General features: G+C 42.3%; 7 protein-coding genes. All 7 read right to left on the minus strand.

All coding sequences use genetic code 11. From position 1 onward, the window contains the following. Nucleotides 1-325: 325 nt before the first annotated feature. The gene (locus C7460_RS00080) at nucleotides 326-3,910 is read right to left on the minus strand and encodes a rhamnogalacturonan lyase family protein (RefSeq protein WP_115866025.1); all 3,585 of its coding nucleotides are present in this window, start codon (nucleotides 3,908-3,910) and stop codon (nucleotides 326-328) included. Nucleotides 3,911-3,962: 52 nt separating this feature from the next. Then, a complete protein-coding gene (locus C7460_RS00085) occupies nucleotides 3,963-6,332 on the minus strand; it encodes a RagB/SusD family nutrient uptake outer membrane protein (RefSeq protein WP_115866026.1) in 2,370 nt (789 codons plus the stop codon). Nucleotides 6,333-6,364: 32 nt separating this feature from the next. After that, entirely contained in the window at nucleotides 6,365-9,619 is a 3,255-nt protein-coding gene (locus tag C7460_RS00090) for a SusC/RagA family TonB-linked outer membrane protein (protein WP_115866027.1), read from the minus strand. A 323-nt stretch (nucleotides 9,620-9,942) separates the two neighbouring features. Next, on the minus strand, nucleotides 9,943-13,959 hold the full coding sequence (locus C7460_RS00095; protein ID WP_115866028.1) for a two-component regulator propeller domain-containing protein: 4,017 nt from the start codon (nucleotides 13,957-13,959) through the stop codon (nucleotides 9,943-9,945). Nucleotides 13,960-14,144: 185 nt separating this feature from the next. Next, on the minus strand, nucleotides 14,145-16,097 hold the full coding sequence (locus C7460_RS00100) for a GDSL-type esterase/lipase family protein (RefSeq protein ID WP_115866029.1): 1,953 nt from the start codon (nucleotides 16,095-16,097) through the stop codon (nucleotides 14,145-14,147). Between the two features lie 13 nt (nucleotides 16,098-16,110). Then, nucleotides 16,111-17,493, minus strand: coding sequence for a glycoside hydrolase family 28 protein (locus tag C7460_RS00105; protein ID WP_245986091.1), 1,383 nt, complete (start codon nucleotides 17,491-17,493; stop codon nucleotides 16,111-16,113). A 17-nt stretch (nucleotides 17,494-17,510) separates the two neighbouring features. Continuing rightward, nucleotides 17,511-20,234, minus strand: coding sequence for a family 78 glycoside hydrolase catalytic domain (locus C7460_RS00110; RefSeq protein WP_170147833.1), 2,724 nt, complete (start codon nucleotides 20,232-20,234; stop codon nucleotides 17,511-17,513). Nucleotide 20,235: the final 1 nt, after the last annotated feature.

Genomic DNA, 20,235 nt, shown 5'->3' on the forward strand with positions numbered 1-20,235 from the left:
CCTGAGTCCAGAAAATTATTTAGACAGACGTCATCGATTTGTAGCTAAACGACATAAATGAACATGGGAGTGTTGGTTCATAAAAGGGTTATGGTAGGTTAATTAGACCATCCATAGAAACAAAAATTTTAGCCGAAGAACTTAAAATTGTATTGGACTCGGCAATTCCTGCGTGGATAAGGAAAAAAGCAGTTTTACGAAAACTACAGAAAATAAGAATGCATACCGGAAAAAAACCACTCATCTAGCTGCACAAAAAAGCCTGAGTAGCTCCTATAACCATAGAGCTTCTCAGGCTTTTTTCAATGATATTTATTTAGAAGACTTATTCGTACAGCAATCTGTACACAGCTATAATTTCATCATTTACTCGAATGTTCGCCAGATAAATTCCTTTAGAAATTTCTGTTTTTGGTTTCCAGTCATAAATGAATTCACTTCCAGAAGTAGGTTGCATTTGATCAGATACTACCTGTTGACCTAACATCGAGATCACTTCAATTTCCGGAAGAAAGTCTCCACTATAATTGACCGAGATGTGCACTTGATCGATAAATGGATTCGGGTATGCTACCAAACGTTCGATGTGGTTATCTGAACCTAAAGCTAAGCTTTCTTCAATTCCAAATAAATGTGCAGAAGCTCCATTTGTTCGTGGAACCAATGACAACCCGACTCCTTCATCGGTTTTCTTCCCTGGGATGGCTATTCCTATTTCCAAATCACTCGCTTTGACAATTCGAAACTTGCCATTTTCCGTTTGCTCTACTCGCCATTCTCGGCCGGCAGTAGACACGGTGACAGTATTTCCTACATATCCCATGTAGAGATCAGTTTCGGAATTTTTAATTTTATAGCCTACAAATCCCTTTTCGAATAACCAGTTCTGGCTAACAACGCCAGCGCATTCATTTTGAATAATTTCCTCACCTCCTTCAACACATAGACCAGAGTGATCAAGTGAGATCCTATATGTAACGCCTTCAGTGATATCGGAATAGCATGGATCAAACCCAGACGAACCACTAACACACACCCCACAATCATCCAAATAAGCCGTACCCAAATAAACCCCCATACAATCAAAATCTTCAGGGTTTACCTGCTCACTACTCACAATAACTTCATCAATATTCCCGAAATCATTTCCGGTTGACTCAATGGTCAAGAAATTCTGAAATCCTGCATTTAAGTTTAGCAGGAGGGTATCATAAATATAATTATTCCATTGTCCGGTGGACTCCATCGTATAAGAAAAAGAAGAGTCATTGATATGCAATTTACCAGTCCTACCCTCTCCACTTCCATTCGCATAACGAATGGCCAAATAAGTCCAGCCTTCCTGTTCGCTGTAGATATAAGGCAATTGCAAATAACCTGCACTACTAAGGTTTACAAAGCCTTCTCCTTCGAACCCTACATGATTATTCTCAATGTATCCATTCACCACCAATCCAGTCTCTGCTTGAATCGTTTTGTAATTTCCTGGTACCACAAACACTTCCTCGGAATCCAGGGATTCTTTGAAACCCATCGCTCGAACGATGTAGTAATAGGTCAAAGATTCCGATAACCCTTCATGTAGGTAGGTGGTATCGGTAATCAATTCAGTATTAAGCTTAACATATCCGCTTCCAGAAGTCTCTGTGAAATATACATTATAACCTTTGGTCATTTCTGCACTTGAGGCATCCCAATAAATAAGACTCTTTGACTTTCCGGCCCTAACATTGACGTTATCTGGAACATCAGGTCTATCCGTTGGTATCCCACTGACTACCTGTGAGGCTGCAGAAGTATTCGCAGAGGTATCTTCACTCAGGATATAGTAAAAGTACTCCACGTCTAATTCTATAGCATAATCTTTAAATTCATTACCTGTAACTGTATCCGTCAATAGCTGAAAATTGTTCTCTGAGCCTGAAGATTTATAAATGTGATATCCTTGAATATCACTCTCATAATTGGCCTTCCAATTCAATTGGACGTAAGCTGTATCCAGAGTTAATTCAAGCTCAGTTGGTGGAGAAGGGGGTATTTCGGCAGCAGTTTTAAACATATCGGATCCCAAATAGAATCCCGTGTGAGGAGGTTGGTTGTAGCTATTGTTTTGCCAGGCAACCGATAACCTGTAGACATGGTCCTCCATCAATCTCACAAAACGATAGTCAGATGGGATCGTAGTGGTATAGATCCTCAGCGCGGAGTTGTCTTCAGTTCTCCATATGATTTCTTCTCGCCAGTCTCCTAAGATATCTGCCTGGAGTGCGGGCGTGGCTTTTGTAGAATTATTGGATACACAACCTGTTGCTTCGAAAATCACTGTTTCTCCTCCTGCAGCCACTGTATATTTTCTAACAGAAATATTGCTCATCGTTTCTCTGCTGAGGTCTCCATCCCACCAGGTAACAAAATTTACCGACCCTGGTGAAGATCCAACTCGCTGATTGTTGGCGCTGCGAAGGCCATCGGTGCCACCCCAGCATTCCATTCCATAAAACTCAGGTACTAGATCACCGGCAACACCTCTCCCAACATCTTTATTTCCTGTTTTCCAGAGCGTTTCTCCAGTACGGGCATCCAATAAAAAGGCTCCAGGATTTCCAGTGCCTTCCATGATCCCAAATTTTTCTAGCCCTTCTCTGTCTGGCATTATATCTGTGAGATGACCAGCATCAGCAGAACCTTTCCCAAACTCAGACTGCTTACTCCAGAGTCCGGTACCATCGTGATCGATAGCACAGCTACCATACATGATCTCGTCAAACCCATCACTATCGATATCGGCGACACTGAGATTATGACTACCCATGCCGGCATATTCTGAGTTTTCATTATCATCAGCATTGAACAACCATTTTTGACTTAGGTTGACCCCATCCCAGTCATATGCTGCTAATTGTGTTTTTTCATAAATACCCCTACACCAAACGATGCTAGGACTTTGGCCATCCAGATAGGCAATCGCCCCTAAAAAACGATCCACACGATTACCATACGTATCTCCCCAATCTCCCACATTGCCACGGGCAGGTTGCAAATTCACCGATGCAAGTTCTTTACCATCTGTTCCATTAAATACAGTAAGGTATTCCGGTCCTTCCAATACATATCCGCTATTGTTTCTATAATCAGCATGATCATCATCATTGGCCGCTGGGCCACTACTTAGATAATTACCTGTACCGTCCTTGGTACCAGGAGCTGTCTTGCAATACATTTCGGCCTTTCCATCTCCATCTACATCGTATACCATGAATTGATTGTAATGTGCTCCTGACCTACAGTTGTAACCAAGGTCGATTCTCCATAGCAAAGTGCCATCTAGTTTATAGGCATCTATAAGTGTTTTACCTGTATATCCTCCCTGAGAGTTATCCCTTGACCTGGTAGGGTCCCACTTCAAAATAATTTCATAGGTACCATCACCATCAAGGTCAGCTACGCTGGCATCATTGGCCCTGTAGTCATATGTATTCCCATCTGGCAATACATTTCCGCCTGCAGGGATTTGAAGTGGTATATTTAAATATTGCTCATCCAATACTGCTACTGTATCTGATGACTCCTGCTCGGTGCCGTTTAGTACTGGCACAACGGCATATTGATTACCAGATGTTGTAGTGGTAGAGTCAAAGAAGTTAGTTGAAGATAGAATTGGCGTCTCATTTAACTTCACACCGGTCCCCCCATCTGTAAAGCGATAGACATCAAATCCCACCTCCTCCGAATCGGAGGATTTCAGCGACCAGTTCACATAGACTCCTTCAGCGCTTTTGATAGCCACCACAGACCTTTTGATGTGAGCTACATCTGTTTGAGCTTGTACATGATTTATCAAAATCAACACTATACCCATCAATAAGCCAATAGATTTGGCATTGATTGAAGAAACCCTATAATTTTTCATAACATCTTATTTGAAAGAAGACCAGAAGAGCAACTCTTCTGGTCTGATTGTATTAATAACCTGGATTTTGATAGGCATCTAAGGCCTGCTGGTCTAGTGGAGCCCCGTTTGAATCTGTGAGCAGATTCAAAAATGAAATCGGCCATGGTTTGAATGTATGAAACTTTTGCAACTGGCCTCTTCCGGTACCTATCGCTCCAACAACTCCACCTTGATCCACTACGTCCACAGGGAAGGGATGTGTGCTTGTGCCTTGTGATGCGATGGGAGCGCCAAAGTAATCTCTGTAGTATACTCTATCGTACAAGATTCCCGCATTGTGCAAATCTTCCGTAATCATTTGTTCAAAAATGAACTCACGAGCCTTTTCGTTGTATATAAAATGGATGAATCTTTCCATTTCGGTAGATGCTGTGGGCGGGTAGTTTTCGCGTTGAGCCTTGGTACCTGTGCCCCACTCTTCTCCTGTTATCATAATCTCATCATAGGAGTCTTGATTTACCGTATATGGTGCTTCCTGCTCATCAGCTGGGATGGAATACCTGCCGGTAAGCACACCTGGCTCCATAGCTGCAATGATATCTGACCTATTTTCTCCAACGTGGTATGCAGCTCTTTGGCGGATGACATTCAAGTCACTTATAGCGGCTGCCGGACCATCTCTTCTGCCGAGCGCTTCTGCCCTAATTAGGTAGGTTTCGGCCAGCCGTATCACCGGGATATCGATTGCCCCTTGTCCTCTATCATTTACTGCCTGTCCACGGTTTCGATCAATCCACTTCGCCGGGCTCAGGTAAGCTAAGCTTGAACTGGACTCAGCATCACACCCATACCTTCCAATACTAGGGCCACTCTCTGGGATGATCCGATACCTTACTTCTCTATTGCTCACATCTGCTACTACGGGGTTATCTGGATCGACAGTTACTCCTGGCTTTAGGCCAATAATATTGCCATCTCCATCATAGTCATAGTACCCTTCACCATCAGGGCTTCCTGCCACCCATCTGGCTAAAAGGAGATAGGGCTGGCTTGCCACCCACAAAGAATCTAAAGGTTCATCTTTACTGTTTTCAATAAATACGAGGCATCGTTTTTCAAACTCAATTTTAGATTCACCTGCTACCACATCAGCTCCCTCGTACCGTTCAGTATAGCGATCTTTCAAGTAGTTATTGTAGTAATATGCAGATTTCTTATCCCATTTCACATCTGAGTTTCTTGCAAAGCTGCCGTTATTTGACGCATACTCTGTCAAATAGGTCTTGGCAAACCTGGAATCATTTGCCTTATCTGTAAACATATCATAGGCCCAATCATTGGGACCTGCTGCCCTATAAGGGCGCGGATAAGTCATATTTGCTCTATCTAACCCACAATTAAGTACGGTATAGTCTTGATTGTAAAAATGAATCAGCGTGGATCCCCCATATCGTCCATTAAAGTTTCCAGAACCTTCGTACTGTGATGACAAGATCACTTCACTCACCAGATCGCGTGCGTAGTTTTGACTCAAATTATTCGGATCATTAGGGGCCACCTGCCATAAGTCGGCAAAATTTGGTGCTAGTCCTCCAAAAGCGGTTTCTCCCGACTTTTGATCGATCACCATAGAAGAATAATAAATCGCCGAATCTAAATCTGTAGCTACCTTTCCTTTATACAACATGGCGAGGTGCTCTTCAGCGTTGGCCCAGTCTGCTGCCTGAGCTCTATGCAAATACAGCTTCGCAAGTAAATGAGCTGCTGCTGGTTTGCTTACCCTTCCCAATTGAGTGGCTTCCTCAGGCAGCACTTCCACTGCTGTGCGCAAGTCGGTGATCATCACCTGATATATTTCCTCCAATGGAGCTTTGGGGAAATCAAATACAGTGGTATATTCCTTAGGACTGGTCAAAATGAGTGGAACATCACCTAGCACATTTGTCAAAAGATAATAGCTATATGCGCGGATAAACAAAATCTCGCCCAATGCGTCCTTTACCTGTTCGCGCAGTTCATCACTGCCCATCTCATAATTATCCAAAAACGTATTGCATCTGTTGATCACGGGATACATGCCTTCTGTAACTCCTCCAGATTCTTCACCCAGGATTTGTTCCACCATACCTCGCATGGTGGTCCATGAGGAGGAAGCGCCACCCCATGCCCCGGAGGTATAAGTTCCTAATGCGATCCGATCATTATTGTTGTGCAAAAAGACTTCACAATCATTGGCTACACCAAAGAGATTGAGACCTGGCAAATAATCAGGCTTGAACCTAAAAACCTGATAAGAACCATTGACCAAAGACCTTAAGCCCTCTGCGGTCTTATAATAATTTCCATTTAGAACGGTAACAGCACGTTCTTCTAAAAACTGATCTTCACAACCGAACCCTAAACATGTCATGAAGAATATGTATAATAATTTTTTCATCATTTGTATGATTTAATGGTTAATGGTGTGATCGACTATAGGCCCAATCGCACACCGAACACATAGCTTTTTTCCAATACTCTATTGTTATTCGTACCGCCAATGACATTTCCTACAGAGTTAGTTTCCGCCCAACCGCCATTGTCATCGGGGTTTATACCCGCTTTAACCACAGGACCTCCAAATAAAAACGGATTTAACACTTGTGCATAGATCTCTAGTTTTTTGGCTTTCATTCTGTTCAAGATTACCTGGGGTAAATTGTAAGTCACAGAAATATTTCGCACTACAAAGAAGGTACCATCGTTGATCTCTGCACCCCTGCCAGAGTTTGCATCAGTATTTTGCACCGTCAGTTCAGGGTATTTGGCATCAGGATTGTCACTGGACCAGTAGTCTGACAAATCACTCTTAGGTGCATAGGAGATAAAACCACTTGAATTTACACCCCAGGGAACCAGATTACTTCGGTACAGCTGACCTACTCTGGCATAGAGGAATGTACTCAATGTCCAATTTTTATAAGTGAACGTATTGGTCAATCCTCCCGTCCATAAAGGATTTCTAGACCCGTGGATAACTAAATCCTGTTCATCCAATTTGTAATCTCCATTTACATCAAGCGGCTTCCAGGTGCCTGGCCGAAAATTGATACTACTTGAGTCTGCCCAAATGGCCATTTCCTCAGCATCTTCTTCGGTATCTTGCCAAAGACCATCTGTACCATACGTCCTGAAAATACTTACAGGTTGGCCAATAAACAGATTAGAACCTGGCATATCTTCTTTTCCATTCACAAGTTCCTGAATGCTTTCTCTATTTGCTGAAAAATTGGCTGTAGTTCTCCAGGTGAAATTTCTAGTATCGATATTGACAGAGCTAATGTTGAACTCAATTCCCCTGTTTCTTAAGCTTCCCACATTGGCGGCCACTTCCGTATAACCCACCATTGCAGGTAATGGACGTGTGAAGATCAGATCGAAAATATCTGATTGATATAGTTCTAGTGAACCGGTGATACGATCTTGTAAGAATCCATAATCAAGACCAATGTTTATTTCTCTTTGTTTCTCCCAGGTCAGATTTTCGTTTGGTTGAGCAGCGGGGATGTAACCTACAGCCACACCTGTACCAAATATATAGTCATATTGTCTTAGAGGACCTGAAGACTCATAGGGATTGATTGATGCCTGATTACCCACTACCCCTACTCCTACTCGCAATTTCATCTGGCTTATAAAAGATAGGTTTTGAATGAAATTTTCCTCCTCCATCTTCCAGGCTAAGGCTGCAGAAGGAAAATAGTCCCATTTGTTGCCCTCGGCCAAAACTGACGAACCATCCAAACGAAGCGTTGCAGTAAGTAAGTATTTATCGAACAACGAATAATTTATTCTGGACATATAAGACTCAAGAGATCGCTCACTGAAACCTGTACCATAACCAGACGGGTTTCCGGTTAGGTTGGCTTGAAGGTTATACCATCTGGGAGAGTCATTAATCAAGCCATTAGCCGAAACTTCTACCCCTTCACCTCTATTTTTTTGTGCTGAGTGGAGCAATGTCACTGCAATGTTGTGGATGCCCCACTGCTGATCAACGTAAATAATATTCTCTACCATCCACTGGTCGGTTTTATCGTACTCATACCTCCCCCAACCTAATGGATTGTCTGCACTCCGTTGCAAGGTTGAGGCCCTTCCTCTCCACTCTCCTTGTCGATGATTTTTAATACCTCCACCAAAATTCATACGATACTTTAGCCATGGAGCTAGCTGTATTTCTCCGAATAAGTTGGTCTGAAAAAAATTACTTACACGCTCGTCTTGCGTGTTTTCCAAATCAATCAATGGATTAAACTTTGGTTCCCCCTGGTTATTTCCCGGGTAGATATTCAGGTTTCCTAAAGAATCATACGGTTCGGACATTGGATACATGCCTGTAGCCAATCCATACAAATCCCGCGCTCCTGTAGCACTCCCAGCTCTGTATACTGTACCATAGTTTTGTTTAGAGCTGGTCACGGCAATAGACCCTCCTACTTTCAACCATTTGGTAGGCTTTACATCTCCATTAATTCTGGCAGTATAGCGGGTATATTCTTGATTTTGTTGGGCACCGTCCTGGTCGAGGTATCCTAGTGAGAAGTAAATATTGGATTTATCAGTTCCAGAGGAAACAGAAACGTTATGATTATGAGTTACCCCGGTTTGTGTTAGAAAGTCCATCCAATCAAATGACGGTATGTTACCTGAATTATAAACTGGCACTTGCGCAGGCCAACCCTTGGCTCGCTCTTCGGCCGTAGTAGGCCTCATCCGAGGCTGGGTATATGTACCAGGATCTTCCCATTCATAACCTTGCCTTATTGCATTAATTGTTTGATAATCGTTTTTACCAAAGTTTCTTATGTCCTCAAAAGGATCTGGGTAGTCTGCACGATAAAAATTCGGACTAGGATGATTTTGGTACGCCTGCCTATTTCTATCTAACATTTCACCTGCTGTGGCCCAATCAGTAACTGAGGAGATCACATCCAGACTCACAGATCCATTATAGTTTACCCGTACGCCTTCTTTTCCAGATTTAGTGGTAATAAGTACAACACCATTGGATGCGCGTGATCCGTAAATAGCTTTTGCTGAAGCATCTTTAAGTACATCTATCGACTGTATGTCATTAGGGTTGATATCATTGAGGTCACCCATGAGTACAATACCATCTACTACATACAGGACGTCTTGTCTTCTATTGATAGACTTATTCCCTCGAATTTGAATACCAGAGGTCTCTCCTGGTCTACGGTTTGTCTGGATATCTACTCCTGCTACCTTACCCTGCATAGCGTCTATGGCATTCTGCACAGGTCTTTCCTGAATGGTTTCAGCATCTATACTAGAAAGCGCTCCGGTAACGTCACTTTTTTTCTGTACACCATACCCAACTACCACTACTTCCTCCAGTTCTGAAATATCCATTTTCATAGCAACATCAATCACAGACCTGCCATTGACAGGGATTTTTTCATCCATGAAACCAATATAAGAGATGATCAACGTGGCATCATCAGGAGCTGTGAGGGAGTATTTTCCATCCAGATCAGTGACAGTACCCGTAGTAGTTCCCTCAATAAGTATACTTACTCCTGGTATGGATTCGCCTGTATCTTCATCCGTGATTGTTCCAGTTACCTTACTTTGGGCAACTGCATTTGCTCCGCCCAATAGCAGAACAAAGAATAGCATTATGGGTCTTATCCCGAGGTTTTGTTGGTGCAATCGTATCTTCATTTCGTTTTCAAACTTTAAATTCTATAGGCATCAAGCCTGACGAGCTTCGAATCAAATACTGAAGCCATACATCGCAAGAGTATCTATTAATCTGTAAAATCGATTGAACTGATTCGTAAGAAAGGTAGGGTATTCTCGTTTTATCCGGTACTCTCTCGCCCTAGGGCGGTTTTTTCAATCCAAAATAGCTTTTATCATCACTTGGAAAGTGTAAGTCTAGCCTTACAAGGTTTGGTAATCATTTTATCCAACTAACTTAATTGGTGATGGAATAACAAGATCTACTTTTGAATAGTGCCTGTATGAAGTCTTTTGGTTACTCATCAAGAATCTTCATGATGGGTCTTCGCGTATTGAGTAGGAGTCATGCCATATTTAGTCTTAAAAACCTGACTAAAATACCTGCGATCATTAAAACCTACCTTATAACATGCCTCTGACACGGTGAGCTTTTGCCTAACAATTAACTGGACGGCATGTTTCAACCTGAAATCTCGCACAAATTCCACAATAGACATCCCCGTCAGGCTTTTAAGTTTTTTATAGACATTGGATTGACTCATGCCCATCTCTTTACAGAGGTGTTCGGCGGATAGCTCTCCCGAAGACATATTGGCTTCAATGATATCTGATAAGCTACTTAAAAACTCCTGATCTGGTGATCGCAGAGCTAATTCTGACGGCTCGATAAGCAAATCAGTCTTATATTTTTCTCTGAGTAAATGACGATTATTCAGGAGGTTTCTAATTCTGGTTTTTAGGATAATTTCACTAAAGGGTTTGGTGATATAATCATCCACACCTATATCGAGTCCTTCCTTTTTGAAAATCAAGGATGTTCGGGCAGTCAAGATGATAATTGGGATATGGCTGATTCGAGGGTCCTGTTTGACTTTTCCACTAAAGGTAATACCATCCATCTCAGGCATCATTACATCGCTTAGGATCAAATCTGGCATTTTCTCATATGTTAATTCCAATGCCTCTCTGCCATTTACTGCAAGAATCACATGAAAATGCTCATTGAGCAGGTCGTATAGATACGCTCGAATTCCATCATTATCTTCAGCGACCAGCACCGTAAGCTCAGACTGATCCGGAAAAGATAGCTTTACGTTTTCTCCTTGCCCTTCGGAATTACTCGCATACAAAGCTACTTCTTCACTGTCTTTAAAATCCTCTATCAAAAACTCTGACTTTAAATGGGTGTTTCCAAGAGGGAGTTTTATAGTAAATGCTGAACCTTTGCCTAATTCGCTTTCCGCAATAATCTCACCCCCGTGTAGTTTAATGATTTCGTAAGTTATCGATAGCCCGAGCCCATAACCATCATTATTTTTATAAGTAGGATCATTATCGCTTTGGTAAAAACGCTTGAATATATCCTTAAGCTGTTTGGCTGGAATACCTTTACCTGTGTCTTCTATTTTGATGTAAACAAACTGGTCGTCCTGACTAATCCCTATAAAAACCTTCCCACCTTCAGGAGTATATTTAAATGCATTGGAAATAAGGTTGTACAAGACCTTTTCCATTTCATCGCGATCATACCAAAGCTTGATCTCCTGTAGATCCGTATGAAAATCATAGGCTATGCTTTTATTGATGGCTTGCTCAGTGAAAGACAAGCTTATTTCCTTCAAAAAATTAACAATATTTCCTTCGGCTGCCTTTAATCGAGCATCTCCGGACTCAAGCTTTCTAAAATCAAGTAGCTCTGAAACCAGGTTAAGTAAATGCGAACCATTCTTTCGGATATTCTGAACGGCTGAAAGATTGGCCTTATCAGTAATCCCACTTTCCATTAGTCGATTAATTGAGCCCAAAATCAACGTAACTGGTGTTCTGATTTCATGAGATATATTGGTGAAAAACCTGACTTTTATCTCATGTAGCTCCGCTTCCTTCTCTCTTCCGAGTTGTTCCAACTTCAGTTGGTTTTTCATCTTTTCCCAATAGATGTTGTACTTCCTGTAGAAATACAAAAGCACTCCAAATAACAATACATAAAACGTATAGGCCCACCAAGTGGCCCAGTAGGGCTTACCTACCAAAACCTTCACGCTTGCTTCATTCTCAGATAGCTCTCCTTTTTTATCATAGGTCTTAACGCGAAAAATATATTCCCCTGGATCCAGATTGGTATATGTGGCTGATCTGTTGGCTCCATTGTTTCGCCAATCGCCATCAAAATTCTCCATTTTGATTCCATATTCACATTCATCGGAAAACGGATATTTCAGCGCTGCAAAATCAAACGTAATGACCCGTTGATCATAGGTCAATTCTATTTTTTCCTGATGATTTATGGTCTTATCCAAGAACTGCCCCTTACCGACGGTTACGGACTTATTAAAAAGCTTGAAATCTGTAAAAACAATGTTCGGCTCTTTTTGAACAATTTCCATTTTTAGCGGATCAAATGAAACCACACCATTTAACCCTCCAAAATACATGTGCCCCTGCTGGTCCTGGAAAGCAGACCCAAAATGATATCCTCCTTTCAGATCCGAATAGTCCAGCACAGTATCTTGCGCATGAACGTATTTATAAATACCCTCTGTAGTACTGATCCATACATTTCGTTTAGAGTCCTCTAAAATGCTGCATACTGTAACTCCTTGCAAAAACGGGTAATGCTCAAATGTATGCACATCCCCCGTAGCTAGATTGAGCTTACTGAGCCCTTTGGTCCAAGTGCCAAACCACAAATTTCCTAACTGATCGTCATAAATGCAGGTTAAATTTTTAGATAAGAATTTAGTCCCATAATCTCTGGACACCTGATATTGGTAACGTTCGAATGTCCGGGTTTCAGGATCAAATCGATTGACGCCTCCACCAAATGTAGCTACCCAAATTTTACCTCCAGAGGCATATTCTAGTGCTACTACATTGTTATTGCTCAGAGTAGTTTCATCATTGGCATCATACTGAAATGTGGTGAATTCTTGGGTACGTTCATCTATAAATGAAATTCCACCTCCCCAGGTGCCTATCCAATAACCATTACTTTTTGGATCGTGGAGAATATCTCGAACGTCATTAGCTGGCAAGCTCCCTGCTTTTGCGCCATACCTCTTAAGTTCTCTCTTGTCTTTCCCGAATAAAATCAGTCCATTAGAGTAAGTACCCAACCAATAGTTACCATCTACTCGCTTGTCTATGGTCACAATCTTATATCTCTCATAATACTTCTCTAAATCCCCTGCACGTGCCTGATCATAAATCAATAATCCATTACCATCGGTACCCAACCAGACAGTTTCATTTTCTTTATAAATAGACCATACCGTATTTTGATCTTCATTTTCCAAACCTGCGAGAAAGGAAATATCATTGTGTAAATGCTCCAACGCATATAAGCCTTTCCAGGCTGACCCAATCCACATATTTTCGTCACGATCAAAGAAGATCGTATAAACTGCATTACCCAGCCTTTTAGATTCGATGAGCGGTATAAAAAGGGGCTGATCCCGCCATTCTCCATCATGTGCTTCCAAGGCGATCATCCCGTTACCATCCGTCCCTATCCAAATTTTCTTGCCATCATCTGAAACCAGAATATCCCATATATTCGAGGATTCCTTGTATTTATCATCAGTCAAAAAACTTTGTAAATCATTAGACTCTGGATCGAACAACAACACTCCCTGATCTCTAGTGCCGATCAATATCTGATCATTCACAATTGCAAGCGATTGCACTTTAGGCGCAGACGTTAGCTCTGTAAGAAAATCCTTAAATTTTTTGGTTTCGGGGTTAAACTGATAAAGCCCTCCACCAAAAGTGCCACACCATATATTTCCTTGATCATCAATTTCAATATCCCGAATTAATTGATTAGCAAAAGGCGAACGGAATACCTCAAAGGAGTTCCCATCTTCTATGTACCTATTGAGGCCATGCTTTGTGGCTACCCAAATATTACCCTGACCATCCTCAAGGATATCTCGCACATCTGTGGATTCAATAGCATCAGCAACACCTGTTTTGGGCATAAAATGATTGAATGAATCTACCTCATGTACGTACAAGTTGAGTCCACCATCTGTAGTGCCTACCCAAAGCCTATTATGAGCATCAACCAAAACGGCCGAGACATCATTACCCACCAAACTACTAGATTGGGGCTTATAGCTTTTGACCTCCTGACCATCATACCGCTTGAGCCCATCACGCGTACCCACCCAAATGAGGCCCTGGTGGTCCTGATCCATAGCAGTAATCGTTCCTGAGCTTATTCCTTTTACCCGTGCTACTTTTCGAATGTCATATTGTCCATAGGCAATGAATGTAAGCATAATTAAAAGCGAAAAACAAGCAAACTTATGTCTCATGGGCTGTTACATTTTTCGGTCAGGTTGAAAGTAAGGCATTCTGGAAAAACCTTACTGAATACCATAAAAATACAAACTATCTATTACTGCAAACACTAGGAACGGAGCTGTTTTCTATTCGGTCTACGGTTACCTGGTCCAAAATATTAAAATCGCAAATGGGCTTGATGGCGGGATATTTTCCATCAGCGATTGATAATCAACTTAGAATAACTTTCAGAACCATCTGGAGCTATTATACGGAGTAGGTACATACCTTGAGTCATGTCATGACAATCGATAACTTGATCTCCAGTATGGAGTATACGAGTTGTTTTTACAACCATACCCTGCATTGTACACAAAGTCACCAACGTACCTTTCTCGACTGAGCTTAAGGTAATTTGACCATTTTGAGCTGGGTTGGGATATATTAAATCCTCGCTCTGTACTCGGAGTGGCTCCAACTCAAAAGTAAACAAATGTCCTGCTGAGGTATTATTACGAGCAATAATTGCCAATCGAGCTCCAGATTCTTCATTTTTTAAGGGTATGGCCAGTCCAGCGTTAAGATTATCATGGAGGATCAATTGGTATGTATCCTGAGCTAAACGCTCCACTCGTATTTTGGTGCCTTCAGTGCCAAGCACTACATTGGCACCTTTTGTTTCAAGGTATTGACCAGAAGAGGCATTTTTGATTCGATAAACAGCTAACAAATCTGTCACTGGCTCTAGTATCCACTGTTGCCTTTGGCTCCCACTACATTGCTCCTGCTGTGCGACTGAACCAGGCGCTATGCACAACCCCGAATGCTTAGCCTTCATAGCCATGACACCCGACCCGGACTGGATGTAACATGGACTCTTATTTGTACTTCCTGCTACACATGTTTCACATTGATCCAGATATGCATCACCTTCGTAGATTCCTGCACAATCCACCTTAGATTTATCATTATCTAGCAAAGCGAAGTAAGAAACTGGGGATTCCGGCATGGTAAATTCATACCGTTTGCTCAGAGTCAATCGGTTCTCATAAGCGCTATTATCATACCAGCCTCCAAAAACATAGGAGGTATCTTTTGGTAGTATTTTTATAGTAAGAGGAATTCCGGCCGGGTAGGATTCTGATCTGGTGATTAATGCGGCCGAGCTTACGTTTACAGATACATTGAGGGCATACGTAGGAGTAAAGTGATCATGAAGCGCATTCATTAGAGGATCCTGACGGTTTAACTCTATACCTTTTACAACCATTTTAGCCATTTGTATGGCTCCCATTTTTTGTAAGTGTACCTGATCGGCCTGCCCCTTGGGATAAGAGCTATATTCTCCAGGAGCCAAATACATGTACCAAAATGGGCCAACATAAGCCTTTCCTGCCTCCTCCATTTCTACTTTACACAGACTATCCAAATCGATCAGAGGCACCTGTGCTGTCCGAGCCAACTCTCGAGCCGCCCGAGCATGCCCCCCATATGAATCATACACAGTCTTGTTATCACTATTCCAACTATGCCTGCGTAGGGTCGAGACAATCACCGGATAGGCGCCTTTTTCTCTAGACTCTTCAATGTAGTTGTTGAGGTATGTTTTAAAAGTGGTCCCAGGGTCGGTTTTACGGTCATCATCGGCTCGATCATTGATCCCAAATTGTATAAAAACAAAATCACCACTTTGTAATTCGTCGGTAATTTCACGCCAGTACTTCTCATAGAAACTTTTCGAACTGGTGCCGCCAACAGCGCGGTTGATTACTTCTACAGTTTCTGAATTAAAAAAATAATGAAGCACAGCCCCCCACCCTTCTTTTGGTGCCCAACCGTCATCCCAATCCTGGACCGTAGAATCTCCAATAGTCCATATGCGATATAATTTTCCATACTTACTCTTAGAAATTTCAATGGATTTGGTGAGCCTTTGTCCGTTATGGGTGTATTTCACCTGATAAACGCCTGGTAGGTTAACTTCCAGATGCTGAGCAGTATTTTTTTGTATTTCGCCATTAAGGTACCATTCATAAGAGTGGCCTGCTGGGGCTCTAACTACCCCGTGCTCCCGATCCCAGATAATCGATTCTGAAGCGGCCAACAGCGGCGTTTGTATCAAAAAAAATATTAGCGCACACCCTCCCATCAATTGACTTATTCTTTTCATACCACTGCTGACATTAATTCATATCGAATGATTGTACATGCTCATGAATATGCGCTTCGGATCTTACTTTTTTGACCACCACGTTGGAAAAATTCACGGCTTCAACCGGTTGCTCAGCTTGTGCAATAATCCGAGTTAGGTATTCCACCTCCCCAGCGGAAATGTTACTCAGATGAATGGATGAAATGGGTGTCAGCTTACGTTCATACGTCGGCACCAAATTCCTCCACTGGTAGAGCACATCAGTTTCTATTCCTAACACGCCATGCCGGGTATTCCCAGCTTGAATATTACTCACATAAATATTTTTCACATACCCACCTCTTCGTTCATTGGTCTTGATAAATACCAGGTTAAATAGTTTCGATCCACTTTCGATCACACAACTGTCCATAAAAACATTTTCAACCCCACCAGACAGCTCACTGCCTATTGCTAACAACTGATGTCCATTCTTTACCAGGCAATTTCGTACAACGATGTTTTTTGAGGGAGTATCAAGTCTCCAGGCATCTTGATTTCGACCAGCTTTAACTGCAATTGCATCATCACCCTGATCAAAAACACAATTCTCTATGAGTATATTTTGAGACATTTCTGGATCTACCCCATCATTATTATGGCCATGAGCCGAGACTTTAACATCACGAATGGTCACATGCTCCGACAGGTATGGGTGAATGACCCAGAAAGGGCTATTGACGATGGAGACACCTTCTAATAGCACGTTGCGACATCTATTAAACTGAATAAACTGAGGTCTTAGATTTGACGAATCATTCACCATATTTCGCTCCTCCAGCGGACTATATTCCGATGCTAGTGTATACAATCGTTTTAGGCTGTTCATGTGCGCATCAGGTCTCCCAAACCAGGTATGCCAGACGTCCATTTTCGCCCGAAGCTCTCCTTTTCCTGTAATCGCAATGTTTTCACAGGTATAGGCAAAGATGAGTGGCGAGTAATTGTAACACTCCATTCCCTCCCAGGTAGTATGCACAGCAGGCAGGTAGTCCTGCGGGTCTTCAGAAAAAATCAAAGTTGCCCCTTGCTGTAGGTGAAGGTTTACATTGCTTTTGAAATGGATTTTGGTGGTGAGCCATTCTCCCTTAGGGACTATGACCTTACCACAACCAGCCCCATTGGCCGCTTGTATGGCCTGAGCAATAGCTCTTCCCGTCATATCCTTATCGCCCATAACTGCTCCAAAATCAAGAATGGAAAATTCCTCGCAATCCGAAAAGTCTGGATATTTGACAGCAGGCATCTCGAATGGAGCATGTACTGATGTTTCGAGAACCTTTACTGTCGGATTTTTGGTTTTACACGAAAAAAATGAAGCCAGAGAAATAGTGAGTCCGGTAAATATTCTAAATGTCTTATTCATTTCACTCATTGTTTATCATTATTGGGTTAGTGAGTAGTCAATTCGATGTTGTAATATCCGGAACCCACACTTCCAAGATTTAAATATCCACTTTCTTGTGAGGGTTCTACCGTTTTACCATTGAGTTTCATATCAAAATCACCATCACTGACGTGAGGAATCCAAATATCCGCTGACATATTCGCAGGGATACTCAGGTCCATGCTGTAGCTACTTGACGTTCTGTTCCATTTTATGCTGATAGTCCCCCTATCAGTAGGCAGTTGACCCTCTACAAAAGACAGCTTATCGCCAAAATCAAGAGGCTTTATCTGCACGCGAGCGAATTGTGGCTCCAGTATTGAGATTCCTAAAACATAGCGATGTATACCCACAAGACCACTTGCACCCCACGGGTGTGACAGGCTTTGTCCTTCCTGCAATGCATCCCAGGACTCCCAGGTTACGGTAGCTCCCTGAGTTATCGTGTTGGCCCACCCATCCCAATCAGTCCGAGTATATAGATCTGTAAGATGCTCACCAAGATCCAGGGAACCAATAGCTTCTATTAGCCATCGTACGGTGATCATGCCCACACTCATTTTCTGTCCTTCTATTTTTTTTCCTATCAATGGCCTCAGGTCCACAGGAGCAATTCCCAAGGCCACGGGTAAAATATTGGCATGTTGAGAGGAATGGGTGCTAAGACGCTGATCCGAATAGAGTCCGTCTACATAAAACCCATCATTATGGAGTAAGTGCCTATTAATGCTTTCCTTTAATTGCTGAGCCAATAGTAGATAGCTATTTGCTACAATGCTATCTCCAGTCACTTTCGCAATTTCAGCGATTGCTTTAAAATCAGCGTAAGCATAGGCATTGATCACCGTTCGGTGTGTGGTGGCCATGTCATAGCCATAACGCATGGTTGCGGGCCAATCGATAATTCCATGAAGATAGGCCCCGTTACCTCCGGTCAATTCCTTGACCAGGCCTGTTTGTGGATCCATGTGACTTGCCACGTATGTGCACACACGCTCAATTTTGGGGAAATGATCTACCAGAAACTGTTTATTACCAGTAATCGTATAATATTCCCAGGCCCAAATAGGTAGCATTTGTGTATAATCTGGTATATCGCGTTTGCCATCTCCATTGGGATATACCGCATTGACTCTACCGTCAGTCCAGAATTGTTCCTGTGAATTCAAAAATTCCAGTAAAATTCGCAGGTTCATTACGCGCTCTCCCATTTCCTGCATAGCAGCCATGCCGATCAGCCAGGAATCGCCTAAAAAGCCACCCTTTTCTCGAGTAGGTGTATCGACAAAACTTTCCTGAGCTGCTACTACTAACGAGTGTTTCATCAACTCCCATACTTTATTGAGCATTTCGTTCGAAGAGTGAAAACGAGACCGCTTGCGGTCCATTTCATGATGACGGGCGATAAATCGCACATTTTCCAAATTCATTGGGTGGGGAGCGCCTTTGACTTCCAGGTAACGCATACCTAAATAAAGCATTGGCTGAAATGTGCAAGTACTTCCATTTAAAAGGAAAGAATATCCCATATCAGTGGATTGGGTGGTTTGCAATGAAACACCTCCATCTGGCGATCGGGTATAACCTCCCCGAATGATCACTTCATTTCCTTCCTTTCCTCCATTAAAAGTAATTTTTGGCACCCCTGCGTATATCTTTCCTAAGTCTATCACGTAATGCCCCAAACCTAAAGAGTCTATCCGCTCAGGAACTATTTCTGTTTCTATTAAGCGAGCCAGGTTAGGTTGTAATTTTCCTACCCAGGGAGCCACAGGGTGCGCGCCGATGACTATTGGGGACTCCCAGTTGTCATCATCAAAGTTGGTTTGCTCCCAATTTGAAATTTCCAAACGAGCATCAATCTTCTCAACAAACCCAACACCTTCTCCGGCATTACGATGTGGCTGACCTACAAGATATTTGGGAGCTGATGTTTGCTTCCAGGTTTCGTTAGTCAAAATTGATTGTATACTTCCATCTTCGTATTCTATGACCGCTTTCATCAATAGACCTGGTGCACTTTTTGGTCGTCCCTGTCCTGCGCCATACCAGTGAGTAAGCACTGCCAAAGCTTGTCTTCCCTGTCCGAGTTGGCTGGTCACATCAAAAGTCTTATAATATTGAAATTGTGGATAATGATACCCTGGCCCTTTACCAATTGGCACGCCATTCAGTGTAAGCTCAAAGTCATGAGCAGCTGAAATATATACCAGAGCTCTCCTGATATTTTTTCCTGCCAGCTCAAACTGCTTTCTAAAATAAGTATAGGATTCAGGGCCATCAATTGCTCCCCTAATCCACTTTGCCCCGCTCCAATCAGCGTTATCACAAAGTCCCACATCAAAATAATTAACATTAGCGTATGCTGAAGGCTGGTGATCATTACCCCAATAGCGAACAGTCCAGTAGTAGCGTTTACCTGACTGCAAGGGTTTGCCACTATAATAAATGTAATTTTGCTTATTGGAATCTACCTTTCCACTATTCCAATAATCCGCATTGTGCTCTGAAAGCTTGGCTTCACTTGATGCAACTAAAATTTGATAAGATTGCTGGATGACCCCACTATCCTCTGCATCGATTAACCAACCAAAATAAGGGTTCTGATTTACTCCGGATGGATTAGTAATGTCTGAGCACCTTAGATTATAGCATTGGGCGACACCAAGTGTAGAGTCTAAAGTGAGTAACAGTAGAAAAATCAAATACGATCTATATACCTTATCCATG

This window comes from Marinoscillum furvescens DSM 4134, assembly GCF_003386095.1.
In the GTDB taxonomy this organism is placed as follows: domain Bacteria; phylum Bacteroidota; class Bacteroidia; order Cytophagales; family Cyclobacteriaceae; genus Marinoscillum; species Marinoscillum furvescens.

Bases quoted from the DNA above. Each gene is read 5' to 3' on its own strand.
- C7460_RS00080 (WP_115866025.1), bottom strand. From the start codon at position 3,910: ATGAAAAATTATAGGGTTTCTTCAATCAATGCCAAATCTATTGGCTTA.
- C7460_RS00085 (WP_115866026.1), bottom strand. From the start codon at position 6,332: ATGATGAAAAAATTATTATACATATTCTTCATGACATGTTTAGGGTTC.
- C7460_RS00090 (WP_115866027.1), bottom strand. From the start codon at position 9,619: ATGAAGATACGATTGCACCAACAAAACCTCGGGATAAGACCCATAATG.
- C7460_RS00095 (WP_115866028.1), bottom strand. From the start codon at position 13,959: ATGAGACATAAGTTTGCTTGTTTTTCGCTTTTAATTATGCTTACATTC.
- C7460_RS00100 (WP_115866029.1), bottom strand. From the start codon at position 16,097: ATGAAAAGAATAAGTCAATTGATGGGAGGGTGTGCGCTAATATTTTTT.
- C7460_RS00105 (WP_245986091.1), bottom strand. From the start codon at position 17,493: ATGAGTGAAATGAATAAGACATTTAGAATATTTACCGGACTCACTATT.
- C7460_RS00110 (WP_170147833.1), bottom strand. From the start codon at position 20,234: ATGGATAAGGTATATAGATCGTATTTGATTTTTCTACTGTTACTCACT.